The sequence below is a fragment of the Streptomyces sp. NPDC014889 genome (assembly GCF_043081205.1).
GTDB lineage: Bacteria > Actinomycetota > Actinomycetes > Streptomycetales > Streptomycetaceae > Streptomyces.
On the sequence record NZ_JBIBWH010000023.1, the window covers coordinates 32,987 to 53,182 of the forward strand.

The 20,196-nt window shown below is 72.6% G+C and carries 17 protein-coding genes; 11 read left to right on the forward strand and 6 right to left on the reverse strand.

The window, feature by feature from the left end; genetic code table 11:
* Positions 1 to 45: 45 nt before the first annotated feature.
* The 6 genes from scy (at position 46) to ACF09J_RS33080 (ending at position 9,078) form a co-directional block, all read left to right on the forward strand.
* Complete coding sequence (gene scy, locus ACF09J_RS33055; RefSeq protein WP_392309158.1) at positions 46 to 3,858, forward strand: polarized growth protein Scy; 3,813 nt, start codon at positions 46 to 48, stop codon at positions 3,856 to 3,858.
* A gap of 182 nt (positions 3,859 to 4,040) precedes the next feature.
* Positions 4,041 to 4,976 (forward strand): cellulose-binding protein, encoded by a 936-nt coding sequence (locus ACF09J_RS33060; protein ID WP_392309159.1) that lies wholly within the window; start codon positions 4,041 to 4,043, stop codon positions 4,974 to 4,976.
* Positions 4,977 to 5,079: 103 nt separating this feature from the next.
* Positions 5,080 to 6,048, forward strand: a complete 969-nt coding sequence (locus ACF09J_RS33065) for an ABC transporter ATP-binding protein (RefSeq protein ID WP_392309160.1) — start codon at positions 5,080 to 5,082, stop codon at positions 6,046 to 6,048.
* Positions 6,049 to 6,051: 3 nt separating this feature from the next.
* The gene (locus ACF09J_RS33070; protein WP_392309161.1) at positions 6,052 to 6,822 is read left to right on the forward strand and encodes an ABC transporter permease; all 771 of its coding nucleotides are present in this window, start codon (positions 6,052 to 6,054) and stop codon (positions 6,820 to 6,822) included.
* A 112-nt stretch (positions 6,823 to 6,934) separates the two neighbouring features.
* Positions 6,935 to 8,206, forward strand: a complete 1,272-nt coding sequence (locus ACF09J_RS33075; RefSeq protein WP_392309162.1) for an ATP-binding cassette domain-containing protein — start codon at positions 6,935 to 6,937, stop codon at positions 8,204 to 8,206.
* On the forward strand, positions 8,203 to 9,078 hold the full coding sequence (locus ACF09J_RS33080) for an ABC transporter permease subunit (RefSeq protein WP_392309163.1): 876 nt from the start codon (positions 8,203 to 8,205) through the stop codon (positions 9,076 to 9,078). Before ACF09J_RS33075 ends, ACF09J_RS33080 begins: the two co-directional genes overlap by 4 nt.
* A gap of 17 nt (positions 9,079 to 9,095) precedes the next feature.
* Here the strand turns inward: ACF09J_RS33080 and ACF09J_RS33085 are convergent, their stop codons facing one another.
* On the reverse strand, positions 9,096 to 9,437 hold the full coding sequence (locus ACF09J_RS33085; RefSeq protein WP_392309164.1) for an ATP/GTP-binding protein: 342 nt from the start codon (positions 9,435 to 9,437) through the stop codon (positions 9,096 to 9,098).
* 223 nt (positions 9,438 to 9,660) lie between these two features.
* On the opposite strand from ACF09J_RS33085, the gene ACF09J_RS33090 reads away from it, so the two are divergent.
* Complete coding sequence (locus ACF09J_RS33090) at positions 9,661 to 10,689, forward strand: LLM class flavin-dependent oxidoreductase (RefSeq protein ID WP_392309165.1); 1,029 nt, start codon at positions 9,661 to 9,663, stop codon at positions 10,687 to 10,689.
* Positions 10,690 to 10,768: 79 nt separating this feature from the next.
* Here ACF09J_RS33090 and ACF09J_RS33095 read toward each other — a convergent pair whose 3' ends face one another.
* Complete coding sequence (locus tag ACF09J_RS33095) at positions 10,769 to 11,161, reverse strand: SCO5389 family protein (protein WP_392309166.1); 393 nt, start codon at positions 11,159 to 11,161, stop codon at positions 10,769 to 10,771.
* A gap of 300 nt (positions 11,162 to 11,461) precedes the next feature.
* Here ACF09J_RS33095 and nucS point away from each other — a divergent pair, with 300 nt between their 5' ends.
* Positions 11,462 to 12,133, forward strand: a complete 672-nt coding sequence (gene nucS, locus ACF09J_RS33100; RefSeq protein WP_392309167.1) for an endonuclease NucS — start codon at positions 11,462 to 11,464, stop codon at positions 12,131 to 12,133.
* Positions 12,134 to 12,232: 99 nt separating this feature from the next.
* Here the strand turns inward: nucS and ACF09J_RS33105 are convergent, their stop codons facing one another.
* From ACF09J_RS33105 to ACF09J_RS33115, 3 genes are all read right to left on the reverse strand, one after another.
* Positions 12,233 to 14,878 carry an ATP-binding protein gene (locus tag ACF09J_RS33105; RefSeq protein WP_392309168.1) on the reverse strand — a complete coding sequence of 882 codons (2,646 nt, stop codon included), beginning with the start codon at positions 14,876 to 14,878 and terminating at the stop codon, positions 12,233 to 12,235.
* Between the two features lie 450 nt (positions 14,879 to 15,328).
* Positions 15,329 to 15,652 (reverse strand): STAS domain-containing protein, encoded by a 324-nt coding sequence (locus ACF09J_RS33110; protein WP_392309169.1) that lies wholly within the window; start codon positions 15,650 to 15,652, stop codon positions 15,329 to 15,331.
* Between the two features lie 145 nt (positions 15,653 to 15,797).
* Positions 15,798 to 16,646, reverse strand: coding sequence for a 3-hydroxyacyl-CoA dehydrogenase family protein (locus tag ACF09J_RS33115; RefSeq protein ID WP_392309170.1), 849 nt, complete (start codon positions 16,644 to 16,646; stop codon positions 15,798 to 15,800).
* Between the two features lie 289 nt (positions 16,647 to 16,935).
* Between ACF09J_RS33115 and ACF09J_RS33120 the strand changes: the two genes are divergently transcribed.
* Complete coding sequence (locus ACF09J_RS33120; RefSeq protein ID WP_392309171.1) at positions 16,936 to 17,508, forward strand: cob(I)yrinic acid a,c-diamide adenosyltransferase; 573 nt, start codon at positions 16,936 to 16,938, stop codon at positions 17,506 to 17,508.
* A gap of 25 nt (positions 17,509 to 17,533) precedes the next feature.
* Here the strand turns inward: ACF09J_RS33120 and ACF09J_RS33125 are convergent, their stop codons facing one another.
* The gene (locus tag ACF09J_RS33125; protein WP_392309172.1) at positions 17,534 to 18,112 is read right to left on the reverse strand and encodes a hypothetical protein; all 579 of its coding nucleotides are present in this window, start codon (positions 18,110 to 18,112) and stop codon (positions 17,534 to 17,536) included.
* 151 nt (positions 18,113 to 18,263) lie between these two features.
* Between ACF09J_RS33125 and ACF09J_RS33130 the strand changes: the two genes are divergently transcribed.
* Positions 18,264 to 19,439 carry a sensor histidine kinase gene (locus ACF09J_RS33130; protein ID WP_392309173.1) on the forward strand — a complete coding sequence of 392 codons (1,176 nt, stop codon included), beginning with the start codon at positions 18,264 to 18,266 and terminating at the stop codon, positions 19,437 to 19,439.
* Entirely contained in the window at positions 19,436 to 20,077 is a 642-nt protein-coding gene (locus tag ACF09J_RS33135) for a response regulator (RefSeq protein ID WP_392309174.1), read from the forward strand. The genes ACF09J_RS33130 and ACF09J_RS33135 overlap by 4 nt, the downstream gene beginning before the upstream one ends.
* Positions 20,078 to 20,196 lie beyond the last annotated feature (119 nt).

Consider the following 20,196-nt stretch of genomic DNA (forward strand, 5'->3'; position numbering starts at 1 on the left):
CTCGTTTGGACAGGCTTGCGACCAGGGGACGGATGGGACCGCGCAGTGCGGGGCTACGAACGCCAGGAGCGAGAGCCGGCGGCTGACGTCGACCACCTCTCTCGGTTCGAGGCCGAGATGGATCGGCTGAAGACCGAGCGGGAAAAGGCGATCCAGCACGCCGAGGACCTCGGCTACCAGGTCGAGGTGCTGCGCGCCAAGCTTCACGAGGCGCGCCGCACCATCATGACCCGGCCCGCCTACGACGGCGCCGACCTCGGCTACCAGGCCGAGCAGTTGCTGCGCAACGCTCAGGTGCAGGCCGACCAGATCCGCGCCGACGCCGAGCGCGAGCTGAGCCAGGCCAGAGCGCAGACCCAGCGCATCCTCCAGGAGCACGCGGAGCAGGCCGCGCGTCTGCAGGCCGAGCTGCACGCCGAGGCGGTCAACCGGCGCCAGCAGCTCGACCAGGAGCTCGCCGAGCGCCGGCAGACCGTCGAGTCGCACGTCAACGAGAACGTGGCGTGGGCGGAGCAGCTGCGTGCCCGCACCGAGCAGCAGGCCCGGCGTCTGCTGGACGAGTCCCGCGCCGAGGCCGAGCAGGCCATGGCCGCGGCCCGCGCGGAGGCCGAGCGGCTGGCCGCCGAGGCCCGGCAGCGGCTGCAGAGCGAGGCCGAGGCGGCCCGCGCGGAGGCCGAGCAGCTCCTGCGCCGCGCCCGCACCGACGCCGAGCGGCTGCTGAACGCCGCATCCAACCAGGCCCAGGAGGCCACCGACCACGCCGAGCAGCTCCGCTCGGCCACCGCCAGCGAGTCGGACGCCGCCCGCCGGCAGGCCGCCGAGCTGAGCCGGTCCGCCGAGCAGCGCATGGCCGAGGCCGAGGAGGCGCTGCGCAAGGCGCAGACCGAGGCCGACAAGGTGCTCACCGAGGCCAAGGACGCCGCGGCCAAGACGCTCGCCGGCGCCGAGTCGGCCAACGAGCAGCGCACCCGCACCGCCAAGGAGCAGGTCGCCCGGCTGGTGCAGGAGGCTACCAAGGAGGCCGAGGCCACCAAGTCCGAGGCCGAGCAGCTCGTCGCGGACGCCCGCGCGGAGGCGGAGAAGATCGTCGCGGAGGCCTCCGAGAAGGCCCGCACGATCACCGCCGAGGAGAGCGCGACCCAGCTTTCCAAGGCGGCGAAGACCGCCGAGGACGTGCTGAACAAGGCGGCGGAGGACGCCAGGAGGACGACCAGGGCGGCGTCCGAGGAGGCCGAGCGGATCCGCAAGGAGGCCGAGGCCGAGGCGGACCGGCTGCGCGACGAGGCGCACGACCTCGCCGAGCAGCTCAAGGGCGCCGCCAAGGACGACACCAAGGAGTACCGCGCCAAGACGGTCGAGCTCCAGGAGGAGGCCCGCCGGCTGCGTGGCGAGGCCGAGCAGTTGCGGGCCGACGCTGTCGCCGAGGGCGAGCGGATCCGCGCCGAGGCCCGGCGCGAGGCCGTGGCGCAGATCGAGGAGGCGGCCAAGTCCGCCGAGGAGCTGCTGGCCAAGGCGAAGGCCGACGCCGACGAGCTGCGCGGCACCGCGCAGAGCGACAGCGAGAAGGTCCGCACCGAGGCCATCGAGCGGGCCACCACGCTGCGCCGGCAGGCCGAGGAGACCCTGGAGCGCACCCGCAAGGAGGCCGAGCGGCACCGTGCCGAGGCCACCGAGCAGGCCGAGTCGGTCAAGGCGGACGCCGAGCGTGCCGCGCGCGAGCTGCGCGAGGAGACCGAGGAGGCGGTCGCCGCCCGTAAGGCGGAGGCCACCGAGGAGCTCACCCGTCTGCACACCGAGGCCGAGGAACGGCTGACGAACGCCGAGAAGGCGCTCAGCGACGCCCGCGAGGAGGCCTCCCGTATCCGCCGTGAGGCGGCGGAGGAGGCCGAGCGGCTGCGCACCGAGGCCGCCGAGCGCATCCGCACCCTGCAGCAGCAGGCGGAGACGGAGGCCGTGCGGCTGCGCGACGAGGCCGCCGCCGACGCGTCCGCCTCCCGCGCCGAGGGCGAGGCCGTCGCGGTACGGCTGCGCTCGGAGGCCGCGGCGGAGGCCGAGCGGCTCAAGGCGGAGGCACAGGACACCGCGGACCGGGTGCGCGCGGAGGCGCAGGCCGCCGCGGAACGGCTGGGCACGGAGGCGTCTCAGGCGCTGGCCGCCGCCCAGGAGGAGGCCGCCCGGCGCCGCCGCGAGGCCGAGGAACTGCTCGGCGCCGCGCGCGCCGAGGCCGACCAGGAGCGCGAGCGGGCCCGCGAACGGAGCGAGGAACTGCTGGCCTCGGCGCGCAAGCGGGTGGAGGAGGCGCAGGCCGAGGCCACCCGTCTGGTGGAGGAGGCCGACCGGCGCGCCACCGAGATGGTGTCGGCCGCCGAGCAGCACGCGCAGCAGGTGCGGGACTCCGTCGCCGGGCTGCACGAGCAGACGCAGGAGGAAATCGCCGGACTGCGTTCGGCCGCCGAGCACGCGGCGGAGCGCACCCGCAGGGAGGCCGAGGAGGAGGCGGACCGGGTCCGCAGCGACGCCTACGCCGAGCGGGAGCGGGCGAGCGAGGACGCGGGCCGGCTGCGCAGCGAGGCGCGGGAGGAGACCGAGGCCGCCAAGGTGCTCGCCGAGCGGACCGTGTCCGAGGCGATCACGGAGGCGGAGCGGATCCGCGCGGACGTCTCCGAGCACGCCCAGCGGGTGCGCACCGAGGCCTCCGACACCGTCGCGCAGGCCGAGCAGGACGCCTCCCGCACCCGCGCGGAGGCCCGCGAGGACGCCAACCGCATCCGTTCGGAGGCGGCCACCCAGGCGGACACGCTCATCTCCGAGGCGCGCTCGGAGGCGGAGCGGCTCCAGACGGAGACGATCGCGGAGGCCGACCGGGTCCGCGCCGAGTCCGTCGCCAAGGCGGAGAAGCTGATCTCGGACGCCACCGGCGACGCGGAGCGGCTGCGCGCCGACGCCGCCGAGACGGTCGGCTCCGCGCAGGCGCACGCCGAGCGGGTCCGCGCCGAGTCCGAGCGGGTCAAATCCCAGGCGCGGGCGGAGGCCGAGCGGACCCTGGACGAGGCCCGCCGGGACGCCAACAAGCGGCGCTCGGAGGCGGCCGAGCAGGTCGACACGCTCATCAACGAGACCACCGCCGAGGCCGACAAGCTGCTCACCGAGGCGCAGGCGAGCGCGGTCAAGACGAAGGCGGACGCCGAGTCCCAGGCCGACACGATGGTGGGCGCGGCCCGCAAGGAGGCCGACCGGATCCTGTCCGAGGCGAGGGTCGAGGGCAACTCCACGGTGGAGAAGGCCCGTACGGACGCGGACGAACTGCTCGTCGGCGCGCGCCGGGACGCCACGCAGATCCGGGAGCGCGCGGAGGAGCTGCACAAGCGCCTGACGACCGAGATCGAGGAACTGCACGAGCGGGCCCGCCGCGAGGCGGCCGAGACGATGAAGTCGGCGGGCGACCGCTGCGACGCGCTCGTCAAGGCGGCCGAGGAGCAGCTCGCCAAGGCGCAGTCCAAGGCGAAGGAGATCGTCTCGGAGGCCAACTCCGAGGCGGGCAAGGTGCGGATCGCCGCGGTGAAGAAGGCCGAGGGGCTGCTGAAGGAGGCCGAGCAGAAGAAGGCCTCACTCGTGAAGGAGGCCGAGGAACTCAAGGCCGAGGCGGTCCAGGAGGCCCGGCGCACGGTCGAGGAGGGCAAGCGCGAACTGGAGATCCTGGTGCGCCGGCGCGAGGACATCAACGCCGAGATCTCCCGGGTGCAGGACGTGCTGGAGGCGTTGGAGTCGTTCGAGGCGCCGGGTGCGAAGGACGGCGCGGTGAAGGCGGGAGCGACGGTGGGGGCACCCCGGTCGGGTGGCAAGTCGTCAGACGGATAGCCTGGAGGGGGATTCCGGCCTTCTGGGCGGTTTGACCCGTTCTCTTGGCAAGCCCTGGGACGGTCAGCCACTCAAAAGAGGTGTCATTCTCCAGATCAAACACGTATCCGCTCGATGACACACCGCTTCGGCCCCTAGGATTCCACCTATCACCTCACCGGTCTCATTCGGACAGGAACCCCATGAGCGACACTTCCCCCTACGGCTTCGAGCTTGTGCGGCGTGGGTACGACCGCGCTCAGGTGGACGAACGTATCTCCAAGCTCGTCTCCGACCGCGACAGTGCTCTCTCCCGCATCACCGCCCTGGAGAAGCGCATCGAGGAGCTCCATCTCGAGACGCAGAACGCCCAGGCACAGATCGGCGACGCCGAACCGTCGTACGCGGGCCTCGGCGCGCGGGTCGAGAAGATCCTCCGCCTCGCCGAGGAGGAGGCCAAGGATCTGCGTGAGGAGGCCCGGCGCGCGTCCGAACAGCACCGCGAACTCGCCGAGTCGGCGGCCCAGCAGGTTCGCAACGACGCCGAGTCCTTCGCCGCGGACCGCAAGTCCAAGGCCGAGGACGAGGGCGTCCGGATCGTCGAGAAGGCCAAGGGCGAGGCCTCCCAGCTGCGCGCCGAGGCGCAGAAGGACGCGCAGTCCAAGCGTGAGGAGGCGGACGCCCTCTTCGAGGAGACCCGCGCCAAGGCCGCGCAGGCCGCCGCCGACTTCGAGACGAACCTCGCCAAGCGGCGCGAGCAGTCCGAGCGGGACCTGGCCTCCCGTCAGGCCAAGGCCGAGAAGCGGCTGGCGGAGATCGAGCACCGCGCCGAGCAGCTCCGCCTGGAGGCGGAGAAGCTGCGCACCGACGCCGAGCGCCGCGCCCGCCAGACGGTGGAGACGGCCCAGCGCCAGGCCGAGGACATCGTGGCCGACGCCAACGCCAAGGCCGACCGCATCCGTTCGGAATCGGAGCGCGAGCTCGCCGCGCTGACCAACCGCCGCGACTCCATCAACGCGCAGCTGACGAACGTGCGCGAGATGCTGGCGACCCTCACCGGTGCCGCGGTGGCCGCCGCGGGCGCGCCGACCGAGGACGAGCCGATCTCCCGCGGCGTTCCGGCCCAGCAGACCCGCTGAACGGCGTTCGCCGGGCCCGACCGCGGCTGACATCCGCCGCTGACCGCGAAGCTCTCTGCCCCAGGGGTGGCGGAGAGCTTCGCGGCGTTCTAGCGTGTCTGCCATGATCGAACTGGAGGGGTTGACCAAGCGGTACGGAGACAAGCTGGCGGTCGACGGCCTCACCTTCACGGTCCGGCCGGGCACCGTCACCGGGTTCCTCGGGCCCAACGGCGCCGGGAAGTCCACGACGATGCGGATGATCCTCGGCCTCGACCGGCCCACCTCCGGGTACGTCCGCATCGACGGCCGGCACTACCAGCAGCTCAAGGATCCGCTGACGTACATCGGCGCCCTGCTGGACGCCAAGGCCATGCACGGCGGGCGCAGCGCCTACAACCACCTGCTGTGCCTGGCGCAGAGCAACGGCATCCCCACCCAGCGGGTGAACGAGGTCCTGGACACCGTCGGACTGACCCCGGTGGCGCGGAAGAAGGCGAAGGGGTTCTCGCTCGGCATGAGCCAACGGCTCGGCATCGCCGGCGCGCTGCTCGGCGACCCGCGGATCCTGATGTTCGACGAGCCGGTCAACGGCCTCGACCCCGAGGGCATCCACTGGATCCGCGGTCTGATGAAGGCCCTCGCCGCCCAGGGCCGTACGGTGTTCGTCTCCTCGCACCTGATGAGCGAGATGGCGCTGACCGCGGACCACCTCGTCGTCATCGGCCAGGGCCGGCTGCTCGCCGACACCTCCATGGCCGACTTCATCGAGCGGAACTCCCGCTCCCACGTGCGGGTCCGCACCCCGCAGCGCGAACGCCTGCTCGACGTGCTGCACGACGCCGGGATCACGGCCGTGCCGGGTGAGGGCGGGCTGCTCCAGGTCGAGGGCGGCAAGGCGGAGCGCATCGGGGAGCTGGCGGCACAGCACCAGGTCGTGCTGCACGAGCTGAGCAGTCAGCAGTCTTCGCTGGAGGAGGCGTTCATGCGGCTGACGGCCGGTGCGGTGGAGTACCACGCGCACGCCGGAGGGGCCGCGCCGGAGGAGGCGCCCGCCCAGCCGTCGGGCGCCGACAGCGAGAGGGAGGGCTGAGCGATGGCGGCGACTCAGGTCATCAGGTCCGAGTGGACCAAGATCCGGTCGGTGGCGTCCACGGTGTGGACGCTGTCCCTGACGGCGGTCGTCACGATCGCCCTCGGCATGCTGCTCTCGGCCCTGTCGAAGCACGAGTTCGGAAACATGGACGCCCGGGACCGGGTCTCCTTCGACCCCACCTATGTCAGCTTCGCCGGCATGGGCCTGGGCCAGCTCGCGATGATCGTGTTCGCGGTGCTGGTCGTGTCCAACGAGTACAGCACCGGCATGATCCGCACCTCGCTGGCCGCCGTTCCGCAGCGCGGGGCCTTCCTGGCGAGCAAGGTGGCGGTGGCCGCCGGGCTGGCCCTCGTGGTCGGCATGGTCACCAGCTTCGCGTCGTTCTTCCTCGGTCAGGCGATGCTCGGCTCGATCGGCACCTCCCTCGGCGAACCGGGTGTGCTGCGCGCGGTCGTCGGCGGCGGCCTCTACATGACGCTCATCGCCCTGTTCTCCATGGGCGTCACCGTGATGCTGCGCTCACCGATGCTGTCGCTGGGCATCCTGATGCCGTTCTTCTTCCTGATCTCCAACATCCTGGGCAATGTCTCGGCGACGAAGAAGGTCGGCCGCTTCCTGCCCGACCAGGCCGGGAGCCGCATCATGCAGGTGGTCCCCCGGGTCGGCGACGACACCCCCTACGGTCCCTGGGGCGGCCTCGGGATCATGCTGCTGTGGGTGGTCGCGGCGCTCGCCGGAGGATACGTACTGCTGCGGAGACGGGACGCCTGAGCACGCGGGCTTTTACTTTCCTTTGGGCGGAACCGTCAGCGCCCGGATATCCTCCTAACCCTTACGGGGGGCATGCGCCCCGCGGACCTGAACCGTTCGATGGGTGCGGAGCATGATCGAGGCAGTCGGCCTGACCAAGCGCTATGGCGACAAGACCGCCGTGCACAATCTCTCCTTCCAGGTGCGGCCGGGTGCCGTCACCGGCTTCCTCGGTCCGAACGGCTCGGGCAAGTCCACGACGATGCGGATGATCCTGGGTCTGGACAACCCCACCTCGGGGACGGTGACGATCGGCGGCCATCCCTACCGGACGCTGCCGAACGCGCCCCGCCAGGTCGGCGCCCTGCTGGACGCCAAGGCGGTGCACGGCGGCCGGTCCGCGCGCAACCACCTGCTGTCCCTGGCGCAGCTGTCCGGCATCCCGGCCCGCCGCGTCGACGAGGTGCTCGGGGTCGTCGGCCTCCAGGAGGTGGCGAGGAGACGCTCCAAGGGCTTCTCCCTCGGCATGGGCCAGCGGCTGGGGATCGCCGCCGCGCTGCTCGGCGACCCGCAGGTGCTGCTGTTCGACGAGCCGGTGAACGGTCTCGACCCCGAGGGCATCCTCTGGGTGCGCAATCTGATGAAGTCGCTGGCGGCGGAGGGACGGACCGTGTTCGTCTCCAGTCACCTGATGAGCGAGATGGCCCTGACCGCCGACCATCTGATCGTCATCGGTCGCGGGCAGCTGCTCGCCGACATGGGTGTGACGGACTTCATCTCCGCGAACTCCGCGGACTTCGCGCGGGTCCGCACGCCCGACAGCGAGCCGCAGCAGCGGGAGAAGCTGACGTCCGCGCTGACCGAGGCGGGCGGGCACGTGCTGCCCGAGCAGGACGGCGCGCTGCGCGTGACCGGGCTGCCGCTGGCGCGCATCAGCGACCTCGCGCACGAGGCGGACGTACGCCTGTGGGAGCTGTCGCCGCACCAGGCCTCGCTGGAGGAGGCGTACATGCGGATGACCCAGGGGGTCGTCGACTACCGCTCCACCACCGACCAGAAGGCCGGGCTGATGCAGCCCCTGCCACCCGGCGCCGAACCGCCGATGCCGGTGCCCGGTCAGGGCCAGCCCGGCTGGTACGCCCCGCCACCGCCCCAGCCGGGCGGACACCCGTACGCGGGCTCGCAGCCGAACCCGTACGCGGCTCCGGGCGCGCGCCGTCCCGGCCCCTACGGCGCCCCGGACGCGGGCACCCCGAACCCGTACGCGCGGAACGCGCCGCAGGCCCCGCAGGTACCCGCGCAGCCCGCCACGGCGCCGCACGCGGAGGCCGCACCGGCCGCCTCCCCCGCGCCCCAGGCCCCCGCACCCGCCGCCGACCCCGCCAAGCCCGAGGACGACCGATGAGCACGCCGCAGACCCCTGTGCCGCAGGCCGCGCCGCCCGCCTGGGAGGCGGCGGCCGGCTCCCCCCACTCCGGCTACACCTCGCCGATCCCCGTCGTGCGCACGCACCTCGGGCACGCCGTCGCCTCGGAGTGGACGAAGATCAAGTCGGTGCGCTCCACGATGTGGACGCTCGGGGTGTTCATCCTGCTGGTGGTCGGGATCGGGCTGCTCGTCTGCCTGGTCGTCTCCGACGCCGGCGGTGAGATGCACGGCGACCAGAACATGCTGTCGCTGGGCTTCTTCGGGCTGCTGCTCGGCAGCATCTGCGTCATCACCCTCGGCGTGCTGACCACGGCCTCGGAGTACGGCACCGGCATGATCCGGACCACGATGACGGCGTGCCCGAGCCGTGGGCGGGTGCTCACGGCCAAGGCGGTGGTGTTCTTCCTGGTCGCCTTCACGGTGACCCTGGTCTCCACCGGCGTGGTCGGCCTCGCGCAGACGGCCATGCTGCAGGGTGTCGGCGCCCGGCAGCCCACCGGCGCGGAGTGGTTCAAGGCCACCGTGGGCGTCAGCCTCTTCATGGCCCTGCTCGGGCTGTTCTCGCTCGTCATCGGCTCGGTGCTGCGGCACTCGGCGGGCGCCATCACGATCATGATCGGTGTCGTGCTCGCCCCGCTGGTGATCGCGCTGTTCATGTTCACGCGCTCGCTGGAGAAGGTGCGCGAGTTCCTGCTCGAGTATTCGATCCCGAACCAGTTGAGCGTCTTCTACTCCAACTCCCTCACCAGTTCGGGCCCGAGCGGCTGGGACCCGCTGTGGATCCTGCTGGGCGCGACGGCGGCCGCGTTCGCCGGCGCCCTGGTCCTGCTGCGCACGCGGGACGTCTGAGCGACGGGAGCCGCGGCCTAGAACCGCGGTGCGTTACGGGACCGCTGCACCCGCGTGGTGCGGCGGTCCTTGGCGTTCCAGCACGCCTTGTGCCAGTGCCGGCGGTCGTCCACTCCCGCGTGCTGGGGCCAGGCCACCACGTGCGGGACGCCGGAGGGGATCAGCTGGTCGCAGCCGGGGCAGCGGTACGTCTTTCCCTCGGCGGCGGAGCCCGCGACATGGCGCACGCTGAAGTCCTCGCCCTGCCAGCTCTCGGTGGACTGCCAGCCGCCGTAGCGGCCCGCGCCGTCGTCCTCGGCGCTCCGGCCGGACGAGGCGGCGCCTCTTCCTTCCTTGGGTCGGTTGCGGCGGGGAGACACGGGACACCTCACGAAGCTGTGCGGAAGACAGGGACCTCCTCCAGCGTACGCGGCGCCATCACGGGCATGTGGGGAGAACCAACCACCACAAGTCCCCTTCCCGGACGACCCATTCCGCTGACAATCCGCAAATCTCTTCGCCAGGCCGTGTCCTCGGCACGTGTCCCGCGGTTATGCCGGGTGGGGGAGCTCCGTGTCGGAGCCGAGGAAGCAGGAAAGAGCAATGCGCGTTGGAAGTTTCGTGCTGGCGGCCCAGTTCCCCGGGCAGGGCCAAGGCGAGGCGCTGCACCGGGCGGTCCGCTCCGCGGAGGTCGCCGAGGAGGCCGGTCTCGACGCGGTCTGGCTGGGCGAGCACCACTTCGTCCCGTACGGGACGTGCCCGTCCGCGATCACCCTGGCCGCGCTGCTGCTCGGCCGCACCCGCCGGCTGCGGGTGGGTACGGCGGTCAGTGTGCTGCCCACGGTCCACCCGGTCGCGCTCGGCGAGCAGGCGGCGCTGCTGCACGTGACGAGCGGCGGGCGGTTCTCGCTCGGCGTCGGGCGCGGCGGCCCGTGGGTGGACCTGGAAGTGTTCGGCATGGGACTGGAGGCGTACGAGAAGGGGTTCCCGGAGTCGCTCGACCTGTTGGTGCGCTGGCTGCGTGAGCCGGCGGTGTCGGCCTCGGGGGAACGCTTCGCCTTCCGCGAGGTCCCCGTCGTACCGCGCCCCTCGGAGGCGCTGACCCAGGTCACGGGCCCCGAGGTCGTCGTCGCCTGCACCTCCGCGGCGAGCGTGCGGCTGGCCGCCGAGCGCGGGCTGCCGATGCTGCTGGGAATGCACATCGGGGACGAGGAGAAGGCCGAGATGGTCGCCCACTGGCAGCGGTGCGCGCGGGCGGCGGGACGCACGGGCGAGCAGATCCGGGGCGCCGCCCATGTCTCGGCGGGCGTCTGCCAGATCGCGGACCGGCGCACGGACGCGGTGGAGACCCTGCTGAAGGCGATGCCGGGCTGGCTGAAACAGGGTCTGGACGCCCATGTCACCGTGGACGGCCGGGCCCGCGGGATGCGCGATCCGCTGGAGTACACCGAGCTGCTCTGCGGGCTGCACCCGGTGGGCACCCCGCGGCTGTGCGCCGACCGGCTCGCGGCCACCTCCGAGCGGACCGGCATCTCCCGCTTCGCCCTGTTCACCGAGGGTTCCGGCGATCTGGCGGCGACGGAGGAGAACCTGCGACGGCTCGGTGCCGAGGTACTGCCCCAGCTGCGGTGACCGGGAGCAGTCGTGGGCTTGCCGCCCCTGAAGTCCAAGCACCTCCCGTGGACGGAGCGGCAAGCGGCGACTCACGGCGTCAGCAGTCCCGCAGTTCCGAGGACTGGTTGAGGAGCTGGCTGCGCACCGAGGTGAAACGGGCCAGCGTCTCGTCGACCGAGGCGTCCAGCGGGAACACCGCCACCCGGTGGCAGTTCTGGAAGGCGAGCCGCACGCCGAAGTGCCGCTGAAGCGCGCCGCGCATGGCGTCACTCGCCAGCACACGCAGCAGTTGACCGCGTGCCTGCTCGTCCGGCGGGGGCGTCTGGTTGTCGGCGAACTGGCCGCCGTCCACCTTCAGCTGGGCCACCAGGGAGCTGATCATCTCCCATGCGTAGGGCAGGGAGGTCCGGACGCAGTCGACGAAGTCAGCTTCGTCGACCTCGCCTCGCTCGGCCTGTTCGAGTAGGGCCGGTGAGACGTCGAGCGACATGGGTTCTCCTCTCGCACCCCCGAACGACAGGGGTTGCCGGACAGATAAGGGGATACGCGACTCCCAATACGGTGAGTGCACGGGTCGCGACCTCCCGTTCACTACGGTAGGCACAAGAACGGACGCCCACCAGGCGAATGCATATACAGACCGGGCTAGTTGGGCACACAATCGGCCACAAGTGAACACGGGTGATCCAGGGAAAAATGGGGCGACCCACGGGGAGTCCCGGCCTCCGCCCGGCTGGAGGTCCCCGGGCGAATCGCGCGCACCGCCGTCCGTCCAGTAGCGTTGCCGACCATGCGTCTCGTCATTGCCCGGTGCTCCGTCGACTACGCCGGCCGGCTCACCGCCCATCTGCCGTCAGCGCCCCGTCTGATCCTGGTCAAGGCGGACGGCAGCGTCTCGATCCACGCGGACGACCGCGCCTACAAGCCGCTGAACTGGATGTCCCCTCCGTGCACGCTGAAGGAGGGCACCGGCGAGGAGGAGGGCGTCTGGACCGTCGTCAACAAGGCGGGCGAGAAGCTCATCATCACGATGGAGGAGGTCCTGCACGACTCCTCGCACGAACTCGGCGTGGATCCGGGGCTGATCAAGGACGGCGTGGAAGCGCACCTCCAGGAACTGCTCGCCGACCGCATCGACACGCTCGGCGAGGGCTACACGCTGATCCGCCGCGAGTACATGACGGCCATCGGCCCGGTCGACATCCTGTGCCGGGACGCCGAGGGCCGGACGGTCGCGGTCGAGATCAAGCGGCGCGGCGAGATCGACGGTGTGGAACAGCTCACCCGCTATCTCGAACTGCTGAACCGCGACCCCCACCTCGCCCCGGTCCGCGGTGTCTTCGCGGCCCAGGAGATCAAGCCGCAGGCCCGTGTCCTCGCCACCGACCGCGGCATCGGCTGCCAGGTACTGGACTACGACGCCCTGCGCGGCATCGAGGACGACAAGCTGCGGTTGTTCTGACGACAGGCGCCGGCCGGTCCGGGAACGGCCGCGGGGCTCTCGTACGACACCGGGGGCCGGGTCCGTATGACACGGACCCGGCCCCCGTTTCCGTGCGCGTCAGGCGACCGTCGCGGTGTCGGACGCCGTCGGAGGCGTGCCGCTCTCGGAGGTGTCGGCCGACAGGCCGGACGTCGGCGCCGAGGTGCCGCCCGACGGCTCCCCGGACGCGCCGCCGTCGGTGGGGTCGGTGGTGGTCCCGCCCGAGGGGTCGCCGCCGGGATCTCCCGAGCTTCCGCCCGTGGGATCGCCGCTGCCTCCGGTGGAGGAGCCGCCGCCGCTCGTGGGGCCGCCTGCTCCGCCGCCGCTGGAAGGGCTTCCGCTGCCTCCGCCCGGCGTGCCGCCGCCCGTGCCCCCGGTCTTCCCGCCGCCCGACCCGCCGTTCGACCCACCGGTCTTCCCGCCGGTGCCGCCGCCCGCGGATCCGGTGGAGTCCGACGGCTTCGGGGACTTGGGCGTGCCGTCGCCGCCCGGCTCGAGGCTCTCCGAGGGTTCGGCGCCGCCCGGCGCCGGGTCCTCGGCCGTGCCGGAGGCGGTGCCGTGGCCCGGATCCGTCGGACGCGTGGTCGCCGTGCCGGTGTCGCCTCCCCCGCTGCCGTCCTGCTTCGGCGTGTCGACGCCCAGGCTGCCGTCGTCCAGGTCCTGGCCGGCCGACGGGTTGAGGTTGTCGGAGGGGGTCTCGGGGCCGTTCTGGGAGGTGGCGCCGAGCGTCACCACGGTGCCGAGGACGGCCGCGAGCAGCGCGCCCGCGCCGGCCGCCACGAGGTTGCGCCGGGCCAGGCCCTTGAGGCCGACACGGTGCTTGGCCGGGGCGTACGGTTCGGACGGCGAACCCGGTACCGACGCCTGGTGGGTGACCAGCGTGGAGGCGTCCTGGCCGGGCTGCTTCAGCGCCGGGAAGGGCGCGGGCACCCCGCCCGCCGGTGACGCCGACACCTCGGTGCGGGCCTCCGGCACCTCCTCGCCCGCCGTCGCGCCGAGGGCCACTGCCGTGCCGGAGCGGTCGGCGACCAGGGCGAGGGCGCGGCGCCCGGCGACCGTGCCGCGCTTGTCGGCGAGCGCACCGCGCAGCCCGATGGAGGCCTCGAGCTCGGCACGGGCCCGGTCGAGCTGACCGCCGCAGAGCGCGATGATGCCCAGCTCGTGGTGGAAGTAGGCCTGTTCGGCGACGTCTCCGGCGAGCCGGGAGGCCTCGGTGCCGTAACGCAGCGCCCTCGCCCAGGCGTTCCAGTCGAGGCCCGCGGCGAACGCGGGGGCGGCGGCGCGGGCGAGCCGTACGGCCGTGCTCTCCTCGTCCGCGTCGGAGGGTGCGGTGAGCGGCACCAGGACGGCCAGCGCGGCGAGCAGGGCGTCCGCCTCGGCGCACACCCGCTCCGGCGCGACCGAGGGGTGGCCGGCCCACCAGGTGTAGTGGCGGGCCGCGGTGAGGGCCTGCTCCTCGATGTCCTCGCCGTATCCGGCGGCTTCGAGCTGGGTCAGCACACCGGCGGCGAGCCGGTGGCGGGGGCCGGCCGGGGCGACCAGGCCGCAGGTCGCCAGCTCGCCCAGCGCGGCGTCGGCGTGGGTGTCGCCGATCAGCGCGGGCAGGTGCGACTGGTGGGGCACCTCGCCGCCGAGCGCGACGGCGAACCGCAGCGTGGCCCGCGCGGAGGCACTCAGCCGGGAGGCGAGCAGCGGCGCGGGCGCGGCGGCCTCACCGAGCGAGGGCAGGGGCAGGCCGTCGCCTTCGCCGTCGTCCAGGACGGCGTCCACGGGCGGCGCGTCCTCGAAGACGCCGAACTCCTCGACGGCGTTCGTACCGGCCCGCAACTGGTCGTGCTGGCTCAGCAGGGCACCGGCCTGCACGAAGCGCAGCGGCAGGCCCTCGGACTCGAACCAGAGGTCTCCGGCCCAGTTGGCCTCCTCCTCGGTGAGCACACGGCCGACGGCGCGCTCGATGAGCTCGACGCCGCCGGCCCGGTCCAGACCGCTGAGGGCGACCTCCTCGATCTCCGACTCCGCGGACGGCGCCGGCACGTCCGGGGTCGCGCCGAGCAGGAAGGCGCACTCGGGGGTGGCGTCGATCAGCTCGTCGAGCGCGTCGCCGCCGATCTCGATGTCGTCCACCACGACGACCGCGCCGATCTCGCCTACGTAGGCAAGCAGTTCGTCCGGGCCGGGCCGGTAGTGCTGTGCGCTGTGCACGGCGTGGAAGAGGTCGTGCAGCAGGTCGCTCGCGGTGCGGCGGTAGCCGCTGAGGCGGACGACGCCGTCGGGGGCGAGGTCCCCGCAGTCCTCGGCGACGAGGTCGAGCAGGCTGGTGCGGCCGGAGCCGCCCGGCCCGGTCAGGCGTACGGAGCGGCCGCGGGCGAGCAGCCGCACCAGTTGCTCGCGCTCGTGCTGGCGCTCCAGGAGCGGCAGTGCGGACGGGGCGGGGCCGGGCAGGGCGGGCGGTACCGCGCCGCGGTCGTGCTCGGCGCGCTCGGCCGGTGTGTACTTGCGCGGCCGGTCGGGGTGCTCGCCGGGCGGGCAGACCTCTATCTCGCTGCCGTCCACGGGGTTGACGGTGAGCAGGAAGTCGCCGGAGACGAGCCGCGCCGTGCGGGCCGGTGCGGGCGCGTGCTGGACGAAGTCGGATGCGAGGGAATCCCTGGGTGGGCGCCGGCTCGGCACGTGACCGTCGCCGCCATGGCCCATGTCCTCGGGTTCCCGGGTGTTCGGGTCCATAGGTTCCAAGCCCCCCAAAAGCGTCATGTGCCGGCCACGGCCGGCCCCTCCCGGCCTTGCCGCACACCGCGCTGTCGCTTCTGGTCCGGACCCGCTCGAGGGTTGCTGAGCTGCGGGCGACCGAACCCTAAACCTTCGGCCAGTATCCACGACAGCCCGGGGTACCGCGCGGCCCGAGACATCACGGTCTCGTGAGGATTGCGCACCACGTACGGTTCGCCGACGTGCGCCCGGGTCTCCCCCGTCGCCCGGTTCACACCTGTTCGGGCGGGGCTGGAAAGTACTGGTCCAGGGTCTTTCGTTTGGATCAGGCCGGATCAGGGAGCGGGGTCTGGTGCCGTGGATCGCAAGGCGGAGGAGGGCGGCAGGGCGGAGCCCTGCCAACCGACGACAACGCGGCGAGGCGCGGTGCCAGGGCCCGCGAGCCCGGCATGATCCAAACGAGAGGCCCTAGACGCGGGGCAGGGACTCGACGCCGATGCCGCCCTCGATGGCGAGGATGCGGTGCAGCCGGGTGGCCACGAGCAGGCGCTGCATCTGCGGCGGCACGTCCCGCAGCACCAGCCGCCTGCCGCAGCGCCCGGCCCGCCGGTGGACGCCCATGATCACGCCGAGTCCGGTGGCGTCCCAGGAGTCGAGCTCGGACAGGTTGAGCACCAGGTCCCCGGCGCCGTCGTCGACGGCCGAGTGCAGGACCGTACGGGCGTCCGCCGCGCTGCGGACGTCGAGGCGGCCCCCGACGACCAGCTCGGCGTGGTCGCCCCTGATGTGCATATGCGCTCCCCGTGAATGCTGTGGCGTACTCCGTGGCGGTGGCTGTGCAACCTCTGACTGCTTCCGCGGCGATCTGGTTGCTGCTTGTAAGCGAACCGATACCGAATTCACCCCTGAGGGTGATCCCAGTGGCCCCTGTGCGGTCTCAGTGCTTGTAGAAGCCCTGCCCGCTCTTGCGCCCGATGTCACCGGCGTCAACCATCCGGCGCATCAGCTCCGGCGGTGCGAACTTCTCGTCCTGGGTCTCGGTGTAGATGTTGTCGGCGGCGTGCAGCAGGATGTCGACGCCGGTCAGGTCCGCGGTCGCGAGCGGGCCCATGGCGTGGCCGAAGCCGAGCTTGCAGGCGAGGTCGATGTCCTCGGCGGTGGCGACGCCCGACTCGTAGAGCTTGGTCGCCTCGACGACGAGCGCCGAGATGAGCCGGGTGGTCACGAAGCCGGCCACGTCCCGGTTGACCACGATGCAGGTCTTGCCCACGGACTCGGCGAACTCCCGCGCCCGGGCGAGGGTTTCGTCGCTGGTCTTGTAGCCGCGGACCAGCTCGACGAGCTGCATCATCGGCACCGGCGAGAAGAAGTGCACCCCGACGACCCGCTCCGGGCGCTCCGTCACGGCCGCGATCTTGGTGATCGGGATGGCGGAGGTGTTGGAGGCGAGCACGGTGTCCTCGCGCACGAGCTTGTCCAGGGTGCGGAAGATCTCGTGCTTGACCTCGATCTTCTCGAAGACGGCCTCGACCACGACGTCCGCGTCGGCGGCCGCGTCCAGGTCGGTGGTCGCGGTGATGCGGGCGAGGGCGGCGTCGGCGTCGTGCGCCTCCAGCCGGCCCTTGGCGACGAACTTGTCGTACGAGGCCTTGATGCCGTCCGTGCCACGCCTCAGTGCCTCGTCAGTGACGTCCCGCAGGACGACGTCCCAGCCCGCCTGCGCGGAGACCTGGGCGATGCCGGCTCCCATGAGACCGGCCCCGATGACGGCGAGCTTCCGTGCCACTGACGACTCCCCTTCGAAACAACTGCACGACGACTGAGCGAGGACTGCGCGACACCCGCGCGAGCGCTTGGCGCTCACCCGCTGCTTACGCATCGCTCCTGTGCGGACATTAGCGCTCACACGGGTCCTTGAGACCCGTAAGTAATGCGTGTCACTGTCTCAGGGCGTGAGACGCCCGTCACGTCCGGTAAGTTGGGCCCGGCCACGAATTCCGCGCGGTCCGGGCCGGGTTGGCGCCACCGCGGAAACGGCGCACCGCGTCCGGCGCGGGAGCGTCTAGATTGGGCCCATGGTCAACCTGACGCGCATCTACACCAGGACCGGGGACAAGGGCACCACCGCCCTCGGCGACATGAGCAGGGTCGCCAAGACCGACCTGCGGATCTCCGCGTACGCCGACGCCAACGAGGCGAACGCGGCGATCGGCACCGCGATCGCGCTGGGCGGGCTCGGCGAGGACGTCGTCGAGGTCCTCACCCGGGTGCAGAACGACCTGTTCGACGTGGGTGCGGACCTGTGCACGCCGGTGGTGGAGAACCCGGAGTTCCCGCCGCTGCGGGTCGAGCAGTTCTACGTCGACCGGCTGGAGGAGGACTGCGACCGCTTCAACGCCGAGCTCGACAAGCTCCGCTCCTTCATCCTCCCCGGCGGGACGCCCGGCGCGGCCCTGCTCCACCAGGCGTGCACGGTGGTCCGCCGGGCCGAGCGCTCGACCTGGGCCGCCCTTGAGGCGCACGGCGAGACGATGAACCCGCTCACCGCGACCTACCTCAACCGGCTCTCGGACCTGCTGTTCATCCTGGCGCGCACGGCCAACAAGGCCTCCGGGGACGTGTTGTGGGTACCGGGCGGCGAACGCTGAGCCACGCTCCGCCGAGGGCGCCGGCTCACCGTCCGGCCGGGGTGCGCTCCTCGTCCGGGCGGGCCGGCCCGGCCTGAGCCTTCTTGGGGAAGAGCAGGTACGACAAGGCGATCAGCCCGTGGATCGCGGCGATGCGCAGCGTCGTCCCCTGCCAGGCCCTGAGCGGCCCGGTGACGGACGCGTCGCCGACGTAGAGGATCGCCGCCTGGAGCAGGGCGAGGGCGACGCACGACGCGAGCACGGTGCGCAGCCAGAGGCCGCCCTCGTGGCGGGCCCGGGCCAGGCCGTGGCGGGGCGGCTTCCGCGGGCGCGGACCGCCGGCCAGGCGGTGGGCCGCGTGGGCGTCGAGCCGGCGGACGGTGCGGTGGCCGTAGCCGGCGGTGAAGCCGATGTACAGGGCGGCCAGGCCGTGTTCCCAGCCGGGCTCGGCGCCGTTCCTCAGATCGACGGCGCCGGCCACGAACAGGACCAGGTCCAGCAGCGGCACGCACAGCAGCAGGGCCGTGCCGGTGCGGCGCCACCGCAGGAGGTGGCGGGCGGTCAGGCCCAGCACCGGCAGTACCCAGAAGCCCACCTCGCAGGCGACGATCAGCGCGACGATCACTATTGCTCCCCTCGATTGCGTCTCCAGGCTCGCGGCGGACCGCGTCCGGCGCGTCGTCGGCGGTGACGAACCGCGGGTGCATCCTTCGATGTACGCGGGGACCCTCCCGGGGCATCAGGCGGCGGGCCTGTCCCCCGTGTTGGATGGACGCATGGCCCGAGGACTCCGCCCGCACCGCCACGACGTGTACATCGCCGTGAGCGGGCTGCTCGGCGGACTGGCGCTGATCGGCGCCGGGCTGTACACCCGCACCGGCCACCACCCGGCCTCCGTCCTGGACCGGGGCTGGGCGGTCGCCGTCCCGCTGCTGGTGACGGCGGGCTGCGAACTGCTGCGGCGCACCCGGCCGGGGCCCGCCCTGCTCGTCGGCACCGCGGCGCTCGCCGCGGACCTCCCGACGCGGGGCAGCCTGGCCACCCTGGTGATGTTCACCGACCTGGTCTACGCCGCGGTGCTGTACGGACCGCCCGCCTCGGCCCGCCGCATCCCCTGGATCACCGGTCTGCTCACGGTGCTCGGCACGGTCGTGCCGCTCGTCGTACGGCGCACACCGCAGGCACTGCTCTTCGGCGTGGGCGTCGCGCTGGTCGGCCTGGTGCCGGCGGCGACCGGCTGGGTGGTCCGCAACCACCGTGACACGGCCGTCGCCGAGCGGCTGCGGGCCGAACAGACCGCGCTGCTCGCGGACATGGACCGCGCGCAGGCGGTCGTCGCCGAACGTGCCCGGGTGGCGAGGGAGTTGCACGACATGATCGCCAACCACCTGTCCGCCGTCGCCATCCACTCCACGGCCGCGCTGTCCCTGGACGATCCGGAGACCTCGCGGCAGGCGCTCACCGTGATCCGGGAGAACAGCGTCGAAGGACTGGCTCAGATGCGGCGGCTGATCGGGATCCTGCGCGACAGCGGGGACGAGCGGTCCCCTGCCGCCGCACCGACCCTGGACGGCCTCCAGGCGCTGGCCGAGACCGCCCGCGGCAACGGGCTGCAGGTCACGCTCGACGCCCGCCACGGCAAGGTGCCGGCGTCGGTGGAACTGGCGGCGTACCGCATCGTGCAGGAGTCGCTGACGAACGCGCTCAAGCACGCGGCCCCGGGCCGGGTCACCGTCGCGCTGGCCCGGCGCGCCGGTGCGCTGGAGGTGCGGGTGAGCAGTCCCTACGGGCACCGGGACGGACCCCGCGCCCCGGGCTCCGGTGCCGGTCTGGTCGGGATGCGGGAGCGGGCCGCGCTGCTCGGGGGCGCGTTCGCCGCGGGTCCCGAGGGCGCCGTCTGGACCGTCCGCGCCACCCTGCCGCTGGGTGACGGCGAAGGAGATCCCGCATGATCCGTGTCCTGGTCGCCGAGGACCAGTCCGCCGTCCGCGCCGGGCTGGTCCTGATCCTGCGCAGCGCGCCCGGCATCGACGTGGCCGGTGAGGCCGCCGACGGCGAGCAGGCGGTGGCGCTGGCCCGCGAACTGCGGCCCGACGTGGTGCTGATGGACGTTCAGATGCCTGTTCTCGACGGGGTGTCGGCGACCCGGCAGGTGGTCGCGGAGCGGCTGGCGGACGTCCTCGTGCTGACCACCTTCGACCTCGACGAGTACGTCTTCGGGGCGCTGCGCGCGGGCGCGGCCGGGTTCCTGCTCAAGAGCGCCGAGGCGCGCGAACTGGTGGAGGCGGTGCGCACGGTGGCGCGCGGGGAGGGGATCGTCGCGCCCGCCGTCACCCGGCGTCTGATCGCCGCATTCGCCGCCGGGCCGGTACGGGAGCCGAAGGCGGCCCCGGCAGCGCTGGGCACCCTCACCCCGCGGGAGCGCGAGGTGCTGTCATGCCTGGGCGAGGGGCTGTCCAACGCCGGGATCGCCCTCCGCCTGGGCCTCGCGGAGGGCACCGTGAAAACGCACGTCAGCCGCCTGCTGGGCAAGCTGGAGCTGCGCAGCCGGGTGCAAGCGGCGGTCTTGGCGCAGGAGTTGGGGCTCTGAGGCGCCGAAGGAACTAGTGGTCCAGACCTATTGACCCGTGGTCCAGACCTTTCTATTCTCGCGGCACCGGTGGCGTGATGGCTCAGTCACGCCCCCGACCACAACCCCCACCGCCGAAG